This is a genomic window from Cohnella sp. (assembly GCF_041640265.1).
GTDB lineage: Bacteria > Bacillota > Bacilli > Paenibacillales > Paenibacillaceae > Cohnella.
On sequence record NZ_JBEQAP010000022.1, the window covers coordinates 1 to 20,441 of the forward strand.

19 protein-coding genes, 5 tRNA genes and 1 pseudogene are annotated in these 20,441 nt (G+C 49.1%); 4 read left to right on the forward strand and 21 right to left on the reverse strand.

The features are described from left to right. Positions 1 to 170: 170 nt before the first annotated feature. Both ACESLK_RS16400 and ACESLK_RS16405 read right to left on the reverse strand, forming a co-directional pair. Entirely contained in the window at positions 171 to 293 is a 123-nt protein-coding gene (locus ACESLK_RS16400) for a hypothetical protein (protein ID WP_373230672.1), read from the reverse strand. A 212-nt stretch (positions 294 to 505) separates the two neighbouring features. Continuing rightward, entirely contained in the window at positions 506 to 2,260 is a 1,755-nt protein-coding gene (locus ACESLK_RS16405) for a glycoside hydrolase family 2 protein (protein ID WP_373230673.1), read from the reverse strand. A gap of 166 nt (positions 2,261 to 2,426) precedes the next feature. Here ACESLK_RS16405 and ACESLK_RS16410 point away from each other — a divergent pair, with 166 nt between their 5' ends. Continuing rightward, entirely contained in the window at positions 2,427 to 3,332 is a 906-nt protein-coding gene (locus tag ACESLK_RS16410; RefSeq protein ID WP_373230674.1) for an ArsR/SmtB family transcription factor, read from the forward strand. Between the two features lie 222 nt (positions 3,333 to 3,554). Beyond that, positions 3,555 to 3,893: an ArsR/SmtB family transcription factor gene (locus ACESLK_RS16415; RefSeq protein WP_373230676.1), complete on the forward strand. Its 339-nt coding sequence runs from the start codon at positions 3,555 to 3,557 to the stop codon at positions 3,891 to 3,893. Between the two features lie 286 nt (positions 3,894 to 4,179). Here the strand turns inward: ACESLK_RS16415 and ACESLK_RS16420 are convergent, their stop codons facing one another. From ACESLK_RS16420 to ACESLK_RS16490, 15 genes and pseudogenes are all read right to left on the reverse strand, one after another. After that, complete coding sequence (locus ACESLK_RS16420) at positions 4,180 to 5,028, reverse strand: Gfo/Idh/MocA family protein (RefSeq protein ID WP_373230677.1); 849 nt, start codon at positions 5,026 to 5,028, stop codon at positions 4,180 to 4,182. Between the two features lie 4 nt (positions 5,029 to 5,032). Further along, complete coding sequence (locus tag ACESLK_RS16425) at positions 5,033 to 6,109, reverse strand: Gfo/Idh/MocA family protein (RefSeq protein ID WP_373230678.1); 1,077 nt, start codon at positions 6,107 to 6,109, stop codon at positions 5,033 to 5,035. A gap of 50 nt (positions 6,110 to 6,159) precedes the next feature. Then, positions 6,160 to 7,347, reverse strand: coding sequence for a M20 metallopeptidase family protein (locus ACESLK_RS16430; RefSeq protein ID WP_373230679.1), 1,188 nt, complete (start codon positions 7,345 to 7,347; stop codon positions 6,160 to 6,162). After that, positions 7,340 to 8,257 (reverse strand): L-serine ammonia-lyase, iron-sulfur-dependent, subunit alpha, encoded by a 918-nt coding sequence (gene sdaAA, locus ACESLK_RS16435; protein WP_373230681.1) that lies wholly within the window; start codon positions 8,255 to 8,257, stop codon positions 7,340 to 7,342. Before sdaAA ends, ACESLK_RS16430 begins: the two co-directional genes overlap by 8 nt. After that, positions 8,254 to 8,934: pseudogene (gene sdaAB / locus ACESLK_RS16440) on the reverse strand (L-serine ammonia-lyase, iron-sulfur-dependent subunit beta). The gene sdaAA and the pseudogene sdaAB overlap by 4 nt, the downstream one beginning before the upstream one ends. 7 nt (positions 8,935 to 8,941) lie before the next feature. After that, the gene (locus tag ACESLK_RS16445; protein WP_373230768.1) at positions 8,942 to 9,985 is read right to left on the reverse strand and encodes a dihydrodipicolinate synthase family protein; all 1,044 of its coding nucleotides are present in this window, start codon (positions 9,983 to 9,985) and stop codon (positions 8,942 to 8,944) included. Positions 9,986 to 10,020: 35 nt separating this feature from the next. Beyond that, a complete protein-coding gene (locus ACESLK_RS16450) occupies positions 10,021 to 11,037 on the reverse strand; it encodes an NAD-dependent epimerase/dehydratase family protein (RefSeq protein WP_373230682.1) in 1,017 nt (338 codons plus the stop codon). A gap of 122 nt (positions 11,038 to 11,159) precedes the next feature. Next, entirely contained in the window at positions 11,160 to 12,515 is a 1,356-nt protein-coding gene (locus ACESLK_RS16455; RefSeq protein ID WP_373230683.1) for a GGDEF domain-containing protein, read from the reverse strand. 402 nt (positions 12,516 to 12,917) lie between these two features. Beyond that, positions 12,918 to 13,002: transfer RNA gene (locus tag ACESLK_RS16460), tRNA-Leu, on the reverse strand. A 50-nt stretch (positions 13,003 to 13,052) separates the two neighbouring features. Continuing rightward, positions 13,053 to 13,128, reverse strand: a tRNA-Lys gene (locus ACESLK_RS16465). A 6-nt stretch (positions 13,129 to 13,134) separates the two neighbouring features. Continuing rightward, a tRNA-Glu gene (locus ACESLK_RS16470) sits at positions 13,135 to 13,209 on the reverse strand. 543 nt (positions 13,210 to 13,752) lie between these two features. After that, positions 13,753 to 13,843: transfer RNA gene (locus ACESLK_RS16475), tRNA-Ser, on the reverse strand. A gap of 1 nt (position 13,844) precedes the next feature. Then, a tRNA-Asn gene (locus ACESLK_RS16480) sits at positions 13,845 to 13,920 on the reverse strand. A gap of 28 nt (positions 13,921 to 13,948) precedes the next feature. Further along, positions 13,949 to 14,263 (reverse strand): hypothetical protein, encoded by a 315-nt coding sequence (locus tag ACESLK_RS16485; protein ID WP_373230684.1) that lies wholly within the window; start codon positions 14,261 to 14,263, stop codon positions 13,949 to 13,951. A 54-nt stretch (positions 14,264 to 14,317) separates the two neighbouring features. Further along, positions 14,318 to 14,812: a SprT family protein gene (locus ACESLK_RS16490; RefSeq protein WP_373230685.1), complete on the reverse strand. Its 495-nt coding sequence runs from the start codon at positions 14,810 to 14,812 to the stop codon at positions 14,318 to 14,320. A gap of 89 nt (positions 14,813 to 14,901) precedes the next feature. On the opposite strand from ACESLK_RS16490, the gene ACESLK_RS16495 reads away from it, so the two are divergent. Together ACESLK_RS16495 and cmpA are read left to right on the forward strand one after the other, a co-directional pair. Next, positions 14,902 to 15,258 (forward strand): hydrolase/acyltransferase, encoded by a 357-nt coding sequence (locus tag ACESLK_RS16495; RefSeq protein WP_373230686.1) that lies wholly within the window; start codon positions 14,902 to 14,904, stop codon positions 15,256 to 15,258. A gap of 87 nt (positions 15,259 to 15,345) precedes the next feature. Then, positions 15,346 to 15,486: a cortex morphogenetic protein CmpA gene (gene cmpA / locus ACESLK_RS16500; RefSeq protein ID WP_373230687.1), complete on the forward strand. Its 141-nt coding sequence runs from the start codon at positions 15,346 to 15,348 to the stop codon at positions 15,484 to 15,486. A gap of 82 nt (positions 15,487 to 15,568) precedes the next feature. Here cmpA and ACESLK_RS16505 read toward each other — a convergent pair whose 3' ends face one another. The 4 genes from ACESLK_RS16505 to ACESLK_RS16520 form a co-directional block, all read right to left on the reverse strand. Next, the gene (locus ACESLK_RS16505; protein WP_373230689.1) at positions 15,569 to 16,222 is read right to left on the reverse strand and encodes a nitroreductase family protein; all 654 of its coding nucleotides are present in this window, start codon (positions 16,220 to 16,222) and stop codon (positions 15,569 to 15,571) included. A 125-nt stretch (positions 16,223 to 16,347) separates the two neighbouring features. Further along, positions 16,348 to 16,830 (reverse strand): RrF2 family transcriptional regulator, encoded by a 483-nt coding sequence (locus ACESLK_RS16510; RefSeq protein WP_373230691.1) that lies wholly within the window; start codon positions 16,828 to 16,830, stop codon positions 16,348 to 16,350. Between the two features lie 120 nt (positions 16,831 to 16,950). Beyond that, a complete protein-coding gene (locus ACESLK_RS16515) occupies positions 16,951 to 19,131 on the reverse strand; it encodes a Tex family protein (RefSeq protein ID WP_373230693.1) in 2,181 nt (726 codons plus the stop codon). Between the two features lie 34 nt (positions 19,132 to 19,165). Next, positions 19,166 to 20,398 (reverse strand): aminopeptidase, encoded by a 1,233-nt coding sequence (locus ACESLK_RS16520; protein WP_373230695.1) that lies wholly within the window; start codon positions 20,396 to 20,398, stop codon positions 19,166 to 19,168. Positions 20,399 to 20,441: the final 43 nt, after the last annotated feature.

Consider the following 20,441-nt stretch of genomic DNA (forward strand, 5'->3'; position numbering starts at 1 on the left):
TTCATTTTCTTACGCTCAATGTTCAGTTTTCAAAGAACAATTCGTTATTTCTTGTCCGCTTCATTTCCGAAGCAGGAGTTACATCATATCGCGTATCCGACTTGATTACAACCCTCAATTTTTTCCAAACTGCGTTGCTTATCCGCTTCATATCCGAAGCAGGAGTTATATCATATCGCAGTCAGCTTGCTGTTGACAACCATCAATTTTTTCCAACCGACGTTACTTGTCCGCTTATATTTCGAAGCAGGAGTTACATCATATCGCCTCAGCACCTCACTTGCAACCGTCATTTTTTTCCATTTTATATTTGAGTCGAAGTATTAGATCAAAAAGCTTCCTCCGTCGAGGAGGAACCTCAGGATGATACTTCGCCATGAACCCTTCGGTATTAGAAAATAAGCACCCGCTTCAGCCATATCTGACCAAAGCGGTTCCAGCGCTTCACCCTCATCGTTATAAGGGAATAAGACTATGCATGAGAATGACGGAATCGACGTCGAGCTTATTGATTCTCTTCAACTATCTTACGTATTTGATCCAACGGCACCTTAGGTTTACGGTCATAGGTCAGCAATCCATTGATCTCTTGCTCGACGTCGGTCAGCTGGGTATAGCAATATCCCTGGACTAAGCCGGAATTATGCATTGGGCGAATGACTGCCCGTAAGCGGGCAAGATAGTCCTCATCGTCACTGGCTCCGGAATAACCCCAGCCTTCCCATTCACTCATCTTGTACCCAATTCCTCCGAATTCGGTCACAAGAATCGGCTGCCCCTCATACTTGAAACCTCCGACACTCAGTCTGCGGCGCCCAGGCATTTCGGCAACTGCCTTCTCCACTGAACGATAGCGCTCGGAAAGCACTTCCTGACGCCATTCATAATCATGGATACTAAATAGATCGGTCTTTACCATCTCCCAGCCATCGTTGGATACAACGGGACGAGTTGGGTCGAGCGACTTGGTCAGGTAATACATGGCCAACGCATGGTGTTGCTGCTGTTCATCGATCTGGATATTAGGCACGCCCCAGCTTTCATTAATCGGCACCCATACGACGATGCACGGATGGTTATAATCGCGCTCCATAACCTCCTGCCATTCCTTTGTGAATCTTCTAGTGTATTCCTCGGAGAAGTCATAGGCATTCGCCATCTCGCCCCACACTAGTAACCCAAGCTGATCACACCAGTACAAATAACGGGGATCCTCGACTTTCTGGTGCTTGCGTGCCCCATTAAATCCCATGGCCTTGGTCAGCTCAACATCCTGCCTAATCGCTTCATCGCTTGGAGGAGTCAAGTTACCGTCCGGGAAGTAGCCCTGATCCAGCACAAGCTTCATGAAAAACGGACGATTGTTCAAATAAAGCATGCCATCCTCGATTGAAACCTTGCGCATACCGAAGTAACTATCTACTTGATCAACCAGCTTTTCTCCTTGCCACAAGCTAAACTGAACACTATACAAATTCGGGTGGTTCGGCGACCAGAAACGGTCCATGTCGTGATCATTCAATCCTCTAAGCTTGATCTTCCTGCTTTTCTCCTTTCCTGTAACAACCACTATATCCTCTGATACCAGTTCTCCTTGAAAGCTGATCTTGATCTGAAGTTTGAGCATCTCGCCTGCGAATCGGTTAAAGAAAGTGCGGACTTGAATCTCATTCCGATCTATATCCGGGACGTATTTCACCTTCTCTACATATATAGAGGACACTGCTTCCATCCATACTGTTTGCCAGATCCCTGTAGTACGCGTATACCAAATGGCAGCCGATTTCTCTTTCCAGAATTGCTTTCCCCTCGGAACAAACACATCTTTGCCATAATCCTCCGCCCGGACAACAAGCACATTGCAGTCTGGCTGCAGAGCATTCGTAATATCTACGGAGAAAGGGGTGTGACCGCCCTCGTGACGTGCAACCAGCTCGCCATTAACCCACACCATGGCATCATAGTCTACCGCTCCAAAATGAAGGATCGTACGCTTATCCGAGAATGAGTGCGGCAGTTCCACTTGCCTGCGATACCAAACCACGTCGTGAATCTCCGGATTTCCGATTCCGCTCAATTTGCTCTCGAAGGAGAATGGAACCTGAATTTTTCTTGAGAAAACAGGATCATTCTTATACCATTGTTCCTCCAGACCTTTGCGCTCATCGTCAAATTCGAACTCCCACTCACCGTTAAGATTAAGCCATAAGTCCCTGAACAACTGCGGGCGAGGGTATTCTGCTCTTGGCAGCATTGTCATTGCATAATACACTCCTTCAGTTAACTTTTTTGTTAATTAGTTAATTGATATATAACAACTTCATCACTGATTGTAATGTCACGCTCGCATTTAGTCAACAATAATGTTGATTAGTTAACTTTTAAGTAATATACTAATACTAAAACCATGAAAAAGAGGACACCTTATGAATATCCGCGTAAACAGTCAACATATGAAATTCTTGGAATGCTTCTCATCCGAGACACGCGTCAAAATCATCGAGCTTCTTAACTATAAATCAATGAATATTAAAGAGTTGGCGGAAGCGTTGAAGTTAACCTCGGCCATGATAACCAAGCATGTCCAGAAGCTTGAGGAATCCGGGATCATCGTAACGGAGAGCATTACCGGCAAACGGGGAATCCAGAAGGTCTGTTCTCTCGCATTGGATTCCGTCACTCTGGACTTCAAGTACGAAGAACAGCAGCTGCCCAACCGCTATACGTTCTCTATTCCAGTGGGACAGTATACGAGCCACCAAGTGAAGCCTACCTGTGGACTTGTATCCGACAGCGGCATCATCGGCATGATGGACGATCCCCGCTACTTCTCGGATCCCGATCATGTCCAAGCCCGCCATCTCTGGTTTGGCAGCGGGTATGTCGAATATCGCATCCCTAACTATCTATTGAGCAATCAAAAGCCCGAGAGTCTCGACATCTCCCTGGAAATCTGTTCGGAGGCGCCAGGCTATAACGAGATCTGGCCTTCGGATATCAGCTTCCATGTTAGGAATATACAAGTTGGTACCTGGACATGTCCCGGGGATTTTGGCGCTGTGAAGGGGGTGTTCACCCCGGAATGGCACATGCACTCGCAGTATGGTTTGTTGAAGACCTTATCTATACGTAAGGATGGAACCTATATAGACGGAATCCGGCTATCCGATACCCGCCTCGAGGATTTGGCCATCCATTACGGTGAGGATATCCTCTTCCGAATCTCCGTCTTTGAGACAGCCCGCAACTGCGGCGGTGTCACCCTATTCGGCAAAGGCTTCGGAAACTACGATCAAGATATTCAGGTCAACTTGACGTATAGCTTCCCGTAATGAGAGTATGGCATGTTAATTCCTTGACAGGAATATTCTAATTTGAGTATATTGTATACATAACTCTGATCTAAGTGACACATGCCCCTGAGATTAACTTGCACTCGTGTTAAAAAAGTGTTTTACTCACTAATATAAATTTACTTTTATAGGGGAGCAGATTTATATGATCAAGTTTCCCATAAGTATGTTGCAATTCAATTCGTTTGGAGTAGATTGCAGATGAATGCGATAACTTTTAGTGCGCTTGCCGAACCTAACCGCTTAGACATTGTCGAACTCTTGCGTGACGGCCCTCTCTCTGTGGGGGAAATCACCGATCGGCTTGATCTCCAACAGCCTCAAGCCTCCAAACACCTCCGCGTACTTAGTGATGCCGGTCTCGTCGATGTACAGCCGATGGCTAACCGACGGATTTACAAATTGCGGCCCCAGCCGCTTTTGGAAATGGACGTTTGGCTGGAGTCCTTCCGCCGCGTCTGGGATGAGAGATTCGATCGCTTGGACGATTATCTGCTCGAACTGCAAGGGAAAGAAAAGAATCTTAAAGACAAGGAATAGAGCAACATTTATAGAGTTGGATGGCAAGACGAAGCTCATTAACGTGCTCAATTCGTATCGGCCGAGGCCCTCAAGTGGGATAACTGAACTAATTTCCTACCCCAAATGCAAATCAGGCTGCCGTTAACGGCAGCCTGATTTTTTGCTTATTCTTCAATATCTGGTCCGCAATAGTGCAAAAACCGTTCATTACCCGCCCAGCAACCTAGATTTCAATATTCTCCACTTGCTCCGCAGACAACCCAATCTCCATTAATGGTAAGCAGCATAAGCCTCTGCATACCGATTAAATTGATATACTACCCGGTAATTCAATCCATTCATATGGCGTTTGCATGGCCTTGAGTCCATATTCAATCAAAGTTATGACCGCAATCGTCTCCTCCGGATCAACCGTGGAAATACCGGTACGGAAGAATTGTTCGAGATTATCGATAAATGCTGCAAAGAAGTCCGCTTCCGCCGTAATTCTAGCAGAATGGCCGCCCTCGAATTGCAAGGTGATAAGAAAGGGGCTGTTTTGAATATGATGAAGTGTTGCTTGCCGTCCATCCGGGAAATCTATCAGCAAGGCAGGAGTCAGTATTGTGCCAATGGACATCACTCGCTTGGCTCTGGGCCCCATCAGGGATACAATCGGCTCAATCTGATGAACGCCATAGTTGGCATATTTACCCGGCCCTTGGCTGCATAACGTATCGATTGCCTTGCCGCGGACTTCCTTATATTCGGGTGCGAACCGCAGAGCTGAGGAAGAATAGAGCGGCGTGTTATGTTTCGCTGCCCATTCGAACATTTTACTTGCAGTCTCCCGATCGCGGGCGAAGGTTTTATCCACATATGTCGGTTTGCCTGACTGTAACGGAAGCAAAGCCAGCTCTTCATGAAATTCTGGATGATCAGGCGATAACACGATTAGATATTCGCTGCTCTCGATGACCGCTTCAATTGTAGGAAGCAGCTCGATACCCATGTCACGGCACCATGCGGCATTATCCCGACCGTTGGGAGCATTTATTTCGCCATAAGCGCAAGTAACCTTCATCGTTCCGCCGGATGCCTGTTCGATCCATAGCGGATAATGATTTGCATGCCATTCATCTAGAAAATAGTCGATAAAACCAACTCTGTTCATCTTTTCACCCTCCTTGGCTGGTTTTGAATACTATCTCTCTATTCAAGTCGGATGAATCGTAGATGCCTTGGATGATTTGCGACGAGAGAATGACGGTATCGATATGAGAAGACAGCTTCTCGCCGGTACGAATACAATCAAGGAATGAGTCAATCTCGTTCTGGAACATCTCGACTGACTTGAAGGAAGGAGTTGTCTCAAGCAATACCCCATCCTTCGATCCATACACTCTAAAGTCTTTGCCATATTGCATACGGATTCCCGCTCTGTCTCCGAGAAAGTCAATGTACATTTCCTCTACACCAATATTCTGCGCCCACGCACCGTTTAAAGAAATTGTGGGACCCTCCGTTCTGATCATACCTGTAACGAAATCTTCCACGTCATAGGTGCCAGAATAGTTAGGCGGGCCGGCCCACATGTTCAGATACGAGTAATTCGGCATGTCCTTACCCAATTTACTGTAGATCTGTCCGGATACTGCCTTAGGCAACGGGTCACCCAAACAAAACATTACGATATCGAGGAAATGGACTCCCCAATCTATCAGTACGCCTCCCCCTGAAACAGATCTGGTCGTGAATGCACCGCCCAGTCCCGGAATCGAACGTTGGGAGCGGAAGCTGACGTATACGTGGTATAGCTCGCCAAGCTCGCCATCCGCGATCATTTTTTTAATTAAATTAACCCCTGTATTAAACCGATTAACCACGCCTATATTCAACACAAGACCTGTTTCATGCTGAACCTTCTGCATCTCCAACGCTTCGGCATAGGTACTGGCAGCCGGCTTCTCGCAAAGCACGTTCTTGCCCGCACGCAAGCAGTCGATGGAAATAACTGAATGAAGATAATTCGGCGTACAGATGGATACAGCTTCAATCTCTGGATCATTGAGGGCAATGCGGTAATCCGTAATCGCTTCTCCGCAACCGTTGTCTAGTACGGCTTTATCAGCCCTCTCTTTCATAATATCGCAGAAATACTTGATCTCGGCGTTCGGATTGTTCCTATACGCTACGATGTGAGAGCCGCTCGCAATCGTACCGCATCCAATGACGGCAACCTTCATTTTGGACAATGTAAGTTCCTCCCTAACCTTTGATAGAACCGATCAACGCACAGTCTAATTCAAAACCCCAGCCGTTGAATTGAAATCGCAGTCAGCACAGCAGCTCCTAACGACAGACATTTCTCGTTAACTGAAAACTTTGGATGATGAAGCCCATAAGCTTGCTCCGCCCCGGTTGCCGGTCCTGATCCCAACCAGAAAAAACATCCAGGCACGTGCTCTAGATAGACGGAAAAATCTTCTCCCGCTAATACAGGTTTTGCTTCAACTCTGTTGTCCGAGCCTAGAATGTGGTCAATCGCATCCTCTACATGCCGGACATGATCATTGTGATTAACAAGCACAGGCACTTGCTGTACATACCGAAGCTCCGCTTCGCAGCGATAAGCCTCGGCCGATTGGCTGATTAACCTTTGCAGTCGCAGCTGCATTGTTTCTTGGACATTACGAGAGAACGTTCTAACCGCCCCGGTAAGCTCCACCCTTTCGGGAATGACATTATAAGAGGCTCCTCCATGAATGCTTCCTACGGTTACGACCACCGGATCGAACGGAGAGATTTCCCGGCTGACCGCTGATTGAATCGACATAACGATGGCTGAAGCCGCAACGATCGGGTCGACGCATTGATCGGGCATGGCGCCATGTCCGCCTTTTCCCGTGAGGGTCAGTTCAAATCGGTCGACCGACCCCATCAAAGCGCCGTATCGGGTGGCTGCTTTCCCCGCAGGCAGCGTAGGAAGATTGTGAAGGCCGAATATTTCGTCCACGTCTTCCAGAACGCCCTGTTCGATCATTGCCTTCGCCCCGGCATTGATTTCTTCGGCCGACTGGAATAGGAATCGGACGCTGCCAGCCAGTTGATCCTTCCGTACCGATAACAGCTTGGCCGCTCCGTATAAGATTGCCGTATGGGCATCATGTCCGCAGGCATGCATCTTTCCTGGGATGCCGGAAGAATATGGAAGGCCGGTTTCCTCCTGGATCGGCAGCGCATCCATATCCGCACGGAGCGCAATCCGCGGTCCCGGTCTGCTTCCCGTAAGCTCGGCCACGATACCATGCCCGCCAATACCTCTTCGAACTTCAAGACCCAGATCATTCAATAGCTTGGCAGCCATTGCAGAAGTTTCTGTTTCCTCAAAGCTAAGCTCCGGATTCTGATGAAGCTTTCTCCGTAAGTCGATCAACTCGCGTTCGATCGCTTTGGCTGCAGGAAGGAGATCATGAAAGGCATTGTTAGTCATTATCGTTCTCCTCCGGTACAGAATGAGTCTTCTTCCTGTCATTGGCCAGCTGCTGAATGATTTGTTTGCCGGTTGGCGTCTGCGCCAATCCGCCTCTTGCTGTTTCACGGTGAATGTCCGGCATTGCGCTCCCTACTTCGAGCATGACTTGTATGACCTCATCCGAAGGAATGACACTTCTCACGCCTGCCAGTGCCATGTCGGCGGCCGCCAACGCGTTCACCGCCCCGAATCCGTTGCGGACGATACACGGTATTTCCACCAATCCCCCTACCGGATCGCAGATCAAACCGAGCGTGTTTTTTAACGCCAGTCCGACCGCGTGAACCGCCTGGGCAGGAGTCCCTCCCTTAAGCTCGACAAGAGCGCCCGCGGCCATGCCGATCGCAGAGCCGATCTCAGCCTGGCAGCCGCCTTCCGCTCCGGATATAAATGAGTTGTTCGCGATAATATAACCGATCGCTCCGGCACTGAACAGCCCGTTCACCATGTGATCGTCATCCCAGCCGAACCGTTCCTGGCTGCTGACGAACACTCCGGGAATGACGCCGCAAGATCCGGCGGTCGGCGTGGCGACGATGCGCCCCATGGAAGCATTCACTTCGGATACCGCCAATGCGTATGCCATCGCTAATCCCATGAACGGCTCCAACGACGCATCCGGTCGGCGGGAATATTCATGCACCCGTTTCGCGTCTCCGCCGGTCAGGCCGCTTCGGGAAGTCTTATCCGAAGAGATTCCTTTGCGTGCGGCTTCCTTCATGATCCCGTAATAATTTTTCATTTTGTCCCATTCCTGCTCGGGTGTCCGCCCGGATTCCTTCGCCTGGTCCTCCAACATGATGCGATAGATCGGCTTTCCTTCGTTCATGCATAACAGCGCCAATTGTTTCAGGGTGCGGAATCTCATATTGGAACACCACCATTCGAATCGATGTAGCTGAGCTTTTTCACAGGGGACAGCCGTTTGAGCTTCTTCAGCAGGTACTCCTGAATTTCTCCGTCCATCTCAATGACGGTCGCCGCTTGCCCGAGCCTGCCTTTGCGATCGACATCCATATAACCGATATTGACCCCGGCATCGCTTAGTAATCGCGTGACGTCCGCAAGCACGCCGGGAAGGTCAACGTGGTATACGATCAGGGTCGGATAATTGGCGGAAAATTTGAGATCGAACCCGTTCACTTCCACCACTTCAATATTACCTCCGCCGATCGAGCATCCGGTCATCTGACAGCGTTGGCGTCCCGAACGAAGCTTAATCGTTAATGTGTTCGGATGAACGGCAGGCCCGCTGCCCGTCTGAAACGTTACCTTCATCCCCATCGCTTCGGCCAAATGCAGCGAGTTCGAAATCCGTTCGTCATCCGTATCGAACTGAAGCAGTCCCGCAGTCACGGCTAAATCCGTTCCGTGTCCGCCATAGGTAGCCGCCAAAGAACCATAAAACTCTATATCCGCCTACTCGGGCTGTCCGCCGAACAATCCGCGCGCGACTCTTCCTCATCGGACGGCACCGGCCGTATGCGAACTTGACGGCCCGATCATGCCGGGTCCGATAATTGAAAATACGTCTTTAAAGCGCATATCCCCATCACTTCCTCCTATGAAGCCAGTCAGAGAGATGTTCCCGTACAAACGCGTCATCGTTCAAATGCGGGTAATCTCGGTATACCCGATCGATCTCTTCCTTCTGGCCTTCGGAGAGATCTTCGTGCGGATTCAGGCACCAGGTTCCTTTCAGCAGGCCTTGCCTTCGAAGCACTTCATGGATACCCGGAATACAGCCTGCGAATCCATGGGCAGGATCGAAGAATGCCGCATTCGAATCGGTCACTTCAATATTGAGAGAAAGCCATTGCGGTGAGATGTTATCCTGTAATCGAACCCGTTTTATTTCTTCCAGCAGCTCCACCGCTCTATTCGTCCACACGGCCCAATGTCCGAGCAGTCCCCCAACAATCCTTTTCTCAATGATTTTCTCTTGAACCCGGAATCGGTAAACCGTTAGTAAATCGTTCACGATATTATCGTCATTGCCCGTATATAGAGCAATTTGATCTCTACGGTCGGAATAACAAACGGCACGCGCCACATCTATCGTCTGGTAGCGGTTAAACGGCGCCATCTTGATCGCGACGACGCCCGGAATATCGGCGAATGCCCGCCAGAAGTCGAAGCTGAACACTTTACCGCCTACGGAAGGCTGCAAATAAAAGCCGATGACCGGAATGATCTCCGCCACTTTCTCTGTCCGCTTCAAGATATCCGATTCCGACCATCCCTGTAGTCCGCCCATGCTGAGCAGACCGGCTTCATAACCATGTCCCGCTGATATTTCAGCTTCGTTTAAAGCTTGCTCCGTAGGCCCGCAAATCCCGGCAACCCGGATGAACGGGCGCTGAAGCTTCCCGCTTTCAACCTCTTCGGTGGCCAGACGCAGTACCTTCTCATATATACCGTGCTTCGGATCGCGGATTTCGAATTGCGTCGAATGGACGCCCACGGCGACCCCTCCCGCTCCCGAAGCCATATAGTAGCGAGTTAACGCTCTCTGGTGCGCTTCGTCCAACCGGCGACTCTCGTCCAACGCGAGCGGATGAGCCGGGATTACAAGCCCTTCATGAAGCGCGCGCATCTGATCGGATAACAACTCTTTCGTATGGCTCACGGTTAGAACTTCCCCTTTCTCTCTTGGAAATGAGTGGGTTTGTTCAAAGTCGAGCCGCCGGCCTCCACCCATTCGGCCACCCAGTCGATCATTTGCAGAAGAGTCACGCGGGGATAACAGAAGCGCTGATGGCATTTCGACGCGTTGTTCAGCAGCGCGTTCTCGGCTTCAATCCCTTCGAACGCAGGCTCAGTCTCGAACCGTTTGCCGAACTCTTCTGCAGCCCAGCGAATCGACATCGTCTCCGGTCCTGTGACGTTCAGGAAGTTGGCCGGCGATTCGCATGCGAGCAAAGAACGGATCGCAATTTCGTTGGCATCCCCCTGCCAGATGACATTCGCATGACCCATCGTTAGATTGATCGGTTTCCCGGCCTTGACCGATTTGGCGATTTCCAGAAGAACCCCGTAACGCATTTCGATCGCGTAGTTTAGTCTATAAATGACTATTGGAATGTTATATTTCTTAGAAAAGTGCTCGAAAATGCGTTCTCTGCCCAGACACGATTGGCCATATTCTCCGATCGGCGACGGCGACACCGATTCGCTCGCGCCTCCGTAACCTACCGGCGTGAATGGATACACGTTGCCGGAGGAAAACACTACAATTCGGGAATTCCGATACTTCTCGGCAACTCTGCCAGGAAGGTAAGTGTTCATCGCCCAAGTAAAAGATTCGTTACCGGTGGTGCCGAATTTGTTGCCGGCCATATAGATCACATTTTTGACATCTGGCAAGCCTTGCAGCTTCTCGTCGTCGAACAAATCGCAGGCAATCGTCTCGACGCCTTCTGCCACTAATTTCTCTTGCAATCCTTGCTCCGTAAACCGGGACACCCCGATTACCTTTTTGTCGATACGCGCTAGTTTAATCGCATTCATCAGCAGTCTGGCCAAGCTTGGGCCCATCTTCCCGCCGACTCCTAGCAGGAGAATATCCCCGTCGATTTCCTTCATATCTTTAATAAGAGTTTCCGAGGGCTCGGCCAGCTTGGCCTCTAGTTCTTCAATCGTTCTCACTGTAGAAGATCTCCCTTCAATGTTGAGGATAACTTCATCATAGTTCCCTCCACATTAAAAGACAAATCTTTAAGTCGTCTATAAATGAACGGAGGAAACCCTAATTAGATTCCCCACCCGGTTTAACCCCCGACCTTGTCCTCCAGAAATGAGAGACGAAAAATTTGCCGCGGCCTGCCTTTGGGAACCTTCTCCACTCCCGCGATCCGGACCAAGTCGTGATCAATCCATTGCAATACTAATCGATGTGTGCTCCTCACGGTAATATCCAATATGGCAGCCAGCTCGTGCACCATATAGTCCGTCCTTCCGTTTCGGGCTACATGGGCCAGCAATTTGCTCAAATAAACAGAGGTCATTCCGGCATCCTCCGCCTTCTTGATTAATCCCGCGTCAGTCAAGGACAAGGCATACTCCAGCGGATCCGCCATCGCAAGCGGTCCGATCAACGTCTTGTCCTCCCGGACGATAAAACATGTATCTCCGCCCGCTTCTTTCGATTTGCGAAGAGCAACTCTTGCGTGAGTTCCCGCTTCATTGGCAGACCGGCCAAATCCGATTCCGATGCTGAGGGAAAGGCCGAATTTCTGGTAGGCATGTCTGCCGAGCGGGATCGATTTGTACCCCCCGGTCTCCCTTTCGAATATTCCGCGCGTTGTAAAAAACAAATATTCGTCCCCGCCTAGATGAGTTAAGTAACCGTCTAGCGACTCTACGTAATCAAGCAGCATCCGGTGAATTTCCAGCTTGAATTTCTGAACCTCATGCTCCGAAGAATGGGTATGAATTCGCTTCTCGAATTGATCAATGTTCAGTAGGCCGACAACGATTTGCGCTTCTTTGCTCTGCCGGGTTTCCGTCGACAATAGGGCTCTCTCCAAGGCAACGGTAATATTCTGATCGGTCGGTATAATCCATTCGTTAGGAATTCCCAGTTCAGACAGCGCTTGAGCAACCGATCCTTCGGCAGTCATCGCCGCATCGGAAGCCCCAGACTCATATTGGCGTTGATGGAATGTAATTAACTCTTCACAGGAGGGATAAGACGATCCGTTGAAATGAGTCGCTTCGATGCGGGATTCATTGATTTCATTTAAGGATTTGGCTGCCATTTGAATCCCCAATGTATCGATAGAAACACGCAAGGTTCTCTCCGGTCCGAGCGCGTTCTTTATTCGGAACAACGCCCGGTAAAAGCTGGTATCCGTTAATGGCACATGATGCAATGCCACTTTCAGACTCGTTTCTTCCCTGATTCTGTGGTATGGCAAAGGTCCGGATACGAGAATCGCTTCTACGTCACCCGCGATTTCCTCGGCTAATCCGGGAGCCTCATCTTCTATCCCGTACACCTTTGAAATCGGTCGGAAAGAAGGGAAAGACTTCAGGACCCTCAGAATCCGTTTCACTAATACATCCGGACCGATTATACCGATGGATATGCCATTCTCTGTGGTTGAGTCGGTTATGCTCTGCATGGGATCCTCCGTCACTTACAGACATCATCTTTAATTAGTCTATTATGAATCATAGCATGAGGAATTGGCCCATTCAAACAGGGGTTTGATGCCAAAGGTGCCCGACTTATTTGAAAAGACTATTTTCTGATATCCACTTCGTATTCTTTTATACCTTTCTCCATACAGTCGTATACACCTTTCTATATTTGAGATCTTCTTCTGTATCAATCAATTTCAACGCTACTTGCTTTATTTCCTCGTCCATTACTTTATCAAATAGATTCATTAGACCTTGAATGATGTCATATCGAATCCTAGCTGCGTTACGAAGCTTTTTCAGCTCTATATCACATTTTCACACCTATTGTTATAAAACAAAAAGAAGCCCTGCTAAGCAAGGCTTCCCGGATTTTTGAGGTATGGTGCGGTCGGAGGGATTTGAACCCTCACACCCGATGGGCACTACCCCCTCAAGATAGCGTGTCTGCCGTTCCACCACGACCGCACATTGAGTATGTCGTCCGATTCAGCTTGCGCCTTACCGGAGTAAATAAATGGTGAGCCATGAAGGACTCGAACCTTCGACACCCTGATTAAAAGTCAGGTGCTCTACCAACTGAGCTAATGGCTCGCATAATGGTGACCCCTAGGGGATTCGAACCCCTGTTACCTCCGTGAAAGGGAGGTGTCTTAACCGCTTGACCAAGGGGCCATTTAAGGGCTGCGAAATCTGTTTTTAGCGATTGCCCGTTTCAGACGACAAATATGATTATATCTGAATCAGACAGCGAAGGCAAGCAATATTTTTTGGTATAATTAAAGGGAAAATCAGACTATTTATTCTTGTAAGTTGCATGCATGGCTTCGCCATTTGGCGACACACCCGTTTGTATTGAGTGATTCATAACACCCTAGACTAATTACTTAAAACTTGGTTGAATGCTGGTTTGGACGATTTAACGCACTCTCCGTGCGCTAAAGGCGATGGCGTGCTAGTTTGGTCGATTTAACGCACTCTCCGTGCACTAAAGGCGATGGCGTGCTAGTTTGGTCGATTTAACGCACTCTCTGTGCACTAAAGGCGATGGCGTGCTAGTTTAGTCGATTTAACGCACTCTCTGTGCGCTAATTACAGAGAAGTCAATAGCAGCATATCGTGCATCAACCCTGCCCAAGACCCCTACAAATTCAAAAAGAGCCCAAAAGGCACAAGGCCGATTGGACTCTTCTATATAGTCGTCTAATTGAAGTTACATGGCGGGGAGAGAGGGATTCGAACCCTCGCACGCATGACACGTCTACTCCCTTAGCAGAGGAGCCCCTTATAGCCACTTGGGTATCTCCCCATGGCTCCCCGAACAGGACTCGAACCTGTGACAACTCGATTAACAGTCGAGTGCTCTACCAACTGAGCTATCAGGGAAAGTTCAAAAGCGACAATTAATAATTTATCACGATTCAACTTTGAAGTCAAGCATTATAAGAGCTGTTTCCGCGATATTCCTGTTTGAAATATTTGGGTGTAATATTCCGTTCCTAAAATTCGGAATAATAAAGTACCCTATGATGTTAGCCGAAACCGGAATGGGTCTAAGCTTCACTCCTCTATCCCACGGCTCGATGTCCGCGGTACCGTAAGACGCTGCCAGAGAAGCAAGTGGTATGGGGAATGCAACGAGGGAGTTAGGAGGCGTATCCGGTATCGCGATCAGCGGTTTGATCTTCCAATCCGGAGCTGCGATCCGCTCACCAGAAGACTTCGCCAATCATCTCGTCCCGAGCTTAGCAGTCAGTAAGCTCAGTGCTCCTACTCCATATTTTCAGCTTTTTGCGCTTGCTGCAGGCTTAGGCTGCTCAGGTTGTACTTGTAGCAGCCTAAGCTTGCCTCTGCATCGTCCACAGGCATACTTACGCGGATCCGTGCGACGCTTACGCGGATAATTCATCCCGCAGCTCTGACAAGCGAGCATATATTTGATCGGCAAGGTTCTTGCCGCCCCAGGTAACGGCTTGCAATGCCGGGTTGCTCCAACCTGGACGAGCAATTGCTTAAAGTCTGCATCCCGATGCTGGAATCCTTTACGTTGAATATGTAAATGATAATGGCATAGCTCATGCTTAATGATGGCTTCCGTCTCTTCGACCCCGTTAACGGCAAGCTGATGCGGGCTTATCTCGATATTGTGGCTCTTCGTGAAATAACGTCCACCGGTCGTCCTTAACCTCGCGTTAAAGGAGGCTCTATGCAGAAATGGACGTCCGAAATCGGCCAATGACACCCTTTCTATCCATTGCTGCAGCTCTTGATCGTTCATAACCTATCCTCCTTGCTGTCCTACTTGAATTGTAGACTAAGATTGGGCTACACTGTCAAGTAGAAATGGTTGAGGGGAGACCAGTATGTATGCCGGAAATGTCTTATATACTTTTACAAAAGGAGCAAGGCGAGCTTGAATTTGTTCAGATGCCAGCTTCCCATGCTTATCAGCTCAGCGCGCTTAATCTTCGTCTTCATAAAGAGCTCTCGAAGTTAACCGCTGACAACGTCCCTAAGCTTCCTAGAGCAATCGCGGAGTTCCGCGCTCTGGATTTACTCGATGAGAATCAATCGCCGATCGGCGGCTTGCATTACATTAATGAACTGGAGAGAACGTTCTCCTCGATTCGTGAAAGTGAGTATCCTCTCGTCTCGCTGCTAACTGAGATTCGCGCACTGCAAGCTCAGCTGGAACAGTGGTATGAAGATGAGGATATGCTCTAAAAAGCGATATACGATCGGACCTGCACTGTCATGCGCTTCACCCCATATGCTATTGATACAGCATGTGAGGGGAGGAGGACGATTCCAATGCCGCAATGGCTTTGCAACCAGCTCATGTCAGCGTTTCACAAGAAAGATCGTCGGCAAATTCGTCTATTGAACGACTGCTGGTTCTATTACCGCGCTAAACCCGAGAAATCCAAAGATAATGCAGTGAGTCACCCTTGAAGGGTAGAAAAGAAAACAAAGGGATCTTCTTCCTCTCGCCGCATAAGCGTGATAAGAAGATCCCTTTCGTTTGCCCCTGCAATTAGAAGGACATTTCGTTGAACCTAGCTACTTCGTCAACAGTTAAACGCACTGTCGGGTGACCCTCGTTCGAAGCTTTACCGATAGCGATTAGCATAATGGGTACATAACGTTCGTTAATTCCGAAAGCTTCGGTGAATTTCCCCGCATCATATCCGCCCATAGGCACTGTATCATAACCTCTGGCTTTGGCCGCAAGCATTAGCTGCATAGAGACCAGTCCGCCGTCCGTGTATATGATTTTTTTCGAAACCTCCGGAGGAAAAGAGGAATACATCTTCGTTGTATTGGTGATCATGGTATTCTTCCTTTCTTCCGGCATATACCCAGCTTCGAAGGAACGATTATAAATGGTCTCCGTGAGCTTGTAGCTCTCGAGGTCACCAAGCACCGCGATGACTGCAGAAGCTTCAACAACTTGTTTTTGATTAAAAGCGATTGGAAGCAGCTTTTCCTTCAAAGGCTGTGAGTCGATAACCAGGAACCGCCAAGGCTGCAGATTAGAAGAGGAGGGAGCGAGAACCGCTTCTCCAAGTATTTCCTTTATCTCATCCTGAGATATTTTCACCGATGGATCATAAGTTCTGACAGAGCGGCGTTCCCGAATGACAGTTGAAAAGGTTGGGCTGTTAAGGGTTTGAGTTGTTGTGGACATATTGCATTCCTCCAGTTCAAATGATGAATCTGTGATAAAATTTACACAGTTATTGCCGAACGTGATCAACTTGAATGTTAAACTGTTCTGTATATTGCACAGTATAAGACCGCGATAAACAATTGTCAATTCCTCAAATTCACCTCACTTTCAGGAGAATATTCCTTACACTCATGCGCGCGCTCTGCAATCTGACCTATGGTATATCGACTCAGCACTTCTAACAATGAACGATCCATCTCCGCCGTTAGCTCACAGAAAATCCCCTTCATCTCCATACCGAAGGTATGCGTTCCCGTCGTTTCTTTAATACCGAAAAACAAAGGATCGCTTACCTGAAGAACCGTATATACTTCCGCTAACGTTATCGAATGGGGATCTCTCTTTAAGCGGTACCCGCCGTCACGGCCTTCACGCGTTTCCAAGATACCGCCCTTAACCAGGGTAGCAAGAATTCGCCGCAGCAGCGTCGCTTCGGATTGAAGGTAGACGGCCAGCTCAGCGCTCGGGCAAGTCTGGATATTATCCTTGGATAAAATGACAAGCGCTTGCAACGCTAATCCAAACCATTTGGGATGATGGGATCCGACACACTTTTCAGGGTTCATTTTATCGCCTCCAGTTGCTTGAATTGTAACGAAATTAGCTCTTAAGGGCAAGAGGTAAATGTAAGCGTGCTCTTAAAAACAGCCCGAAACGGAGGAACTCCGCTTGGGCTGTACGAGTGATTAGGGCTGGCGCATCGTCAAGCTGACGCGGCCTTTCTTAAGATCGGAGCCAAGAACCCATACCGTTACCGTATCGCCGACTGCAACGACTTCCGTTGGGTGCTTAACGAATTTATTGCTGATCTGGGAGATGTGCACTAGACCGTCGTTCTTAATTCCGATATCGACGAAAGCACCGAAATCTACCACGTTACGAACCGTTCCCTTGAGCTCCATACCCGGCTTCAAATCCTCGATATCCAGCACGTCCGTATGGAAGATCGGAGGCGGGAGCTCATCGCGGGGATCGCGTCCAGGACGCTGTAAGCTATCCATAATATCGCGCAAAGTAGGAACACCGACATTTAGACGTTCGGACACCTCTTCAAGATTAACTTCCTTCAGCTTTTCCTTAAGCGGTTCCGAGCCAATGTCAGCTAGGTTAAGTCCTAAATCCTTGAACAACCGGCTGACCACCTCATAGGATTCCGGGTGGATCGGCGTGCGGTCCAGCGGATTCTTACCATCTGATATGCGCAGGAACCCCGCACATTGCTCGTAGGCTTTCGCACCCAACCGAGGTACCTTTTGCAGCTGTTTCCGTTCGACGAATTTACCGGTTTCCTCGCGAAGCTTTACGATATTTTTAGCCATCGTGGAATTGATTCCAGACACATAAGAGAGCAACGATGGGGATGCCGTATTCACGTCAACCCCAACATGGTTGACCGCAGATTCGACGACGCCGGACAAGCTTTCATCCAGCCTCTTCTGCGTGACGTCATGCTGATACTGTCCGACCCCGATCGCTTTCGGTTCAATCTTCACCAATTCGGCCAGAGGATCCTGCAGTCTGCGAGCGATTGAAACCGCACTGCGCTCAGACACGTCCAGATCGGGAAACTCTTCAGCTGCCAGCTTAGAAGCCGAGTAGACACTGGCTCCCGCTTCATTGACAATTAAATACTGCATGGAACGCTCCGGTGTAGACTTGATGATATCGACAACGAATTGCTCCGATTCACGCGAGCCCGTTCCATTGCCGATTACAATAAGACTTACCCCGTATTGGTTAATCAGCCGACGGAACACGACCTCTGCCTCGGCTTTTTTATTGTGAGGAGGTGTCGGATATGTAACTGCCACTTCCATTAGCTTGCCCGTATCGTCTACGACTGCCAGCTTGCACCCTGTGCGGTATGCCGGATCTACGCCGAGGACCACTCTCCCTTTAACTGGCGGCTGAAGCAGCAGATTACGCAGATTCTCAGAGAATATGCTGATCGCATGCTCTTCGGCTTTATCGGTTAGCTCTCCGCGCAGCTCCCTTTCGATCGAAGGGGAAATAAGCCGTTTGTAGGCATCTTCAGCTGCAGCCGCTAGTGTATCGCGTGTTACTGAAGGACCTTTAAGCGTACGTCTATTTAACTCCTCAACGATGCGCTCGCTCTGTATATCTATGGAAACACCAAGCACTTCTTCACGTTCACCGCGATTCATAGCAAGAACGCGATGAGGCGGCAGCCGTTTGACCGGCTCGGAATATTTATAATACATCTCATATACGCTTTCCGCTTCCGCATCCTTGGCTTTACTGATAAGAACGCCTTGATCCCAAGTAAACTTGCGTACCCAGCGCCGAATATCCGCATCATCGGCTATTCCCTCAGCCACGATGTCGGATGCCCCTTGAATGGCTTCCTCGGGCGTATTTACACCCTTATCTGCATCTACATATTTAGAGGCTTCACCCAGTAAATCTCCATGCTTTGGCTGAGAGAGAAGCCATTGAGACAAAGGCTCCAGCCCGCGTTCCTTGGCGACGCTCGCTCTGGTCTTTCTTTTCTGCCGGTATGGACGGTATAAATCCTCCACTTCCTGCAGCTTAGCCGCCTTCTCAATTCCAGCCTGCAGCTCCGGAGTTAACTTACCCTGCTCCTCTATGAGCCGTAAGACCTCGCTTTTGCGATCCTCAAGGCCTTTCAAGTAATTCCGCCGATCGTCTATGGCGCGAAGCTGAACCTCATCAAGCTCTCCCGTCATTTCCTTACGGTAACGTGCGATAAACGGGATCGTATTGCCATCGTCCAGCAACGCAGCCACCGTCCGCACCTGACCTAAACCAATTCCAAGCTCACTGGCGATTTGCTTGATCATTCTTTCTTGCTTGTCCGCTGCCGCGGTCTGATTTCCAAAACTCATTGATAAGTGCCCCCCGCTACATTCCATTCAATTCCTATATCGCCCAATTCCCCTTGCGGAAAATCGGCTCGACTGTGCCATCTGCCAGCACCCCGTCGATATCCATCTGCGCTGAGCCTATCATGAAGTCAACGTGCATAATGCTGGAGTTGACGCCGCAGCTCGCCAGCTCTTCCGGAGTCATTTCTTTGCCGCCTTCGACGTTAAAAGCATATCCGCTGCCGATAGCCAGATGGTTCGAAGCATTCTCATCAAATAGGGTGTTATAGAAAAGCACGTTTGACTGCGAGATCGGGGACTCATGCGGTACAAGCGCGACTTCTCCCAAGTAATGCGAGCCTTCATCGGAATCAACGAGCTGTTGCAGAATTTCCTGTCCTTGCTCGGCTTCAACCTTAATAATCCGGCCATCCTCGAACGTCAGCTTAAAGCCGTCAATAATATTGCCTGCATAGCTCAGCGGCTTCGTACTGGATACATAACCATTAGTGCCCGTCTTTAGCGGTACTGTAAAAACTTCCTCCGTCGGCATATTCGCCATGAAAGGGACATTATTCGTATTCGTGCTGCTAGCCCCAACCCAGATATGCTTCTCTGGCAGCTCTATAGTAAGGTCCGTACCTGGGGCGCGATATTGAAGCTTCTGAAATCTTCTGCCATTGAGAATATCGCACTTACTGTGCAGTAACGCATTGTGCTCCTCCCAAGCCTTGACAGGGTCTGCAGCATTCAAGCGAACAGAAGTAAAGATAGCCTCCCACAGCTGTTCAACCGCTTCCTCAGCAGTCAACTTGGGGAATACTTTAACTGCCCAATCCTCCGTTGACGCAGCAGCAATGGTCCAGCTCACTTTATCCGCTTGAACGGCACGCCTGAATTCCGCAAGCCCTTGTCCGGATGCCTTCTGGAAATTCCCGATCCGCTTCGAATCAATGCCTTTGAGCAAATCCGGATTCGGTGAAACGATTGAGATGAAAGCTGCTCCTCTCGCAACAAAGTCGTTTCTCTTCATGGTCTCGAATTCGGGAAACCGCGTGAACACCTCATCCGCCGCTTTCTCATACTTCATACGAGATAGAGCCTCATCCGTCCAATCTACATGAACGTTGCTTGCTCCTGCTTCATAAGCCTTTCCTGCAACCATTCGTACAAGAGAAGCCATATGAATCGACCCAGTGATGAAAACCTCCTGCCCTGGTTGGATATTAACGCCGACCTTCACTATTAATTCCGCGTATCTCCCTAGCTTTGCTTCGAGTGTTGTCATTATCATTTCGCTCCATTTTCCACCGACTTTATTTTCCGGAAAC

Bases quoted from the DNA above. Each gene is read 5' to 3' on its own strand.
- ACESLK_RS16400 (WP_373230672.1), bottom strand. From the start codon at position 293: ATGACGGTTGCAAGTGAGGTGCTGAGGCGATATGATGTAACTCCTGCT.
- ACESLK_RS16405 (WP_373230673.1), bottom strand. From the start codon at position 2,260: ATGACAATGCTGCCAAGAGCAGAATACCCTCGCCCGCAGTTGTTCAGG.
- ACESLK_RS16410 (WP_373230674.1), top strand. From the start codon at position 2,427: ATGAATATCCGCGTAAACAGTCAACATATGAAATTCTTGGAATGCTTC.
- ACESLK_RS16415 (WP_373230676.1), top strand. From the start codon at position 3,555: ATGAATGCGATAACTTTTAGTGCGCTTGCCGAACCTAACCGCTTAGAC.
- ACESLK_RS16420 (WP_373230677.1), bottom strand. From the start codon at position 5,028: ATGAACAGAGTTGGTTTTATCGACTATTTTCTAGATGAATGGCATGCA.
- ACESLK_RS16430 (WP_373230679.1), bottom strand. From the start codon at position 7,347: ATGACTAACAATGCCTTTCATGATCTCCTTCCTGCAGCCAAAGCGATC.
- sdaAA (WP_373230681.1), bottom strand. From the start codon at position 8,257: ATGAGATTCCGCACCCTGAAACAATTGGCGCTGTTATGCATGAACGAA.
- ACESLK_RS16445 (WP_373230768.1), bottom strand. From the start codon at position 9,985: ATGCGCGCGCTTCATGAAGGGCTTGTAATCCCGGCTCATCCGCTCGCG.
- ACESLK_RS16455 (WP_373230683.1), bottom strand. From the start codon at position 12,515: ATGCAGAGCATAACCGACTCAACCACAGAGAATGGCATATCCATCGGT.
- ACESLK_RS16490 (WP_373230685.1), bottom strand. From the start codon at position 14,812: ATGAACGATCAAGAGCTGCAGCAATGGATAGAAAGGGTGTCATTGGCC.
- ACESLK_RS16495 (WP_373230686.1), top strand. From the start codon at position 14,902: ATGCCGGAAATGTCTTATATACTTTTACAAAAGGAGCAAGGCGAGCTT.
- cmpA (WP_373230687.1), top strand. From the start codon at position 15,346: ATGCCGCAATGGCTTTGCAACCAGCTCATGTCAGCGTTTCACAAGAAA.
- ACESLK_RS16505 (WP_373230689.1), bottom strand. From the start codon at position 16,222: ATGTCCACAACAACTCAAACCCTTAACAGCCCAACCTTTTCAACTGTC.
- ACESLK_RS16510 (WP_373230691.1), bottom strand. From the start codon at position 16,830: ATGAACCCTGAAAAGTGTGTCGGATCCCATCATCCCAAATGGTTTGGA.
- ACESLK_RS16515 (WP_373230693.1), bottom strand. From the start codon at position 19,131: ATGAGTTTTGGAAATCAGACCGCGGCAGCGGACAAGCAAGAAAGAATG.
- ACESLK_RS16520 (WP_373230695.1), bottom strand. From the start codon at position 20,398: ATGACAACACTCGAAGCAAAGCTAGGGAGATACGCGGAATTAATAGTG.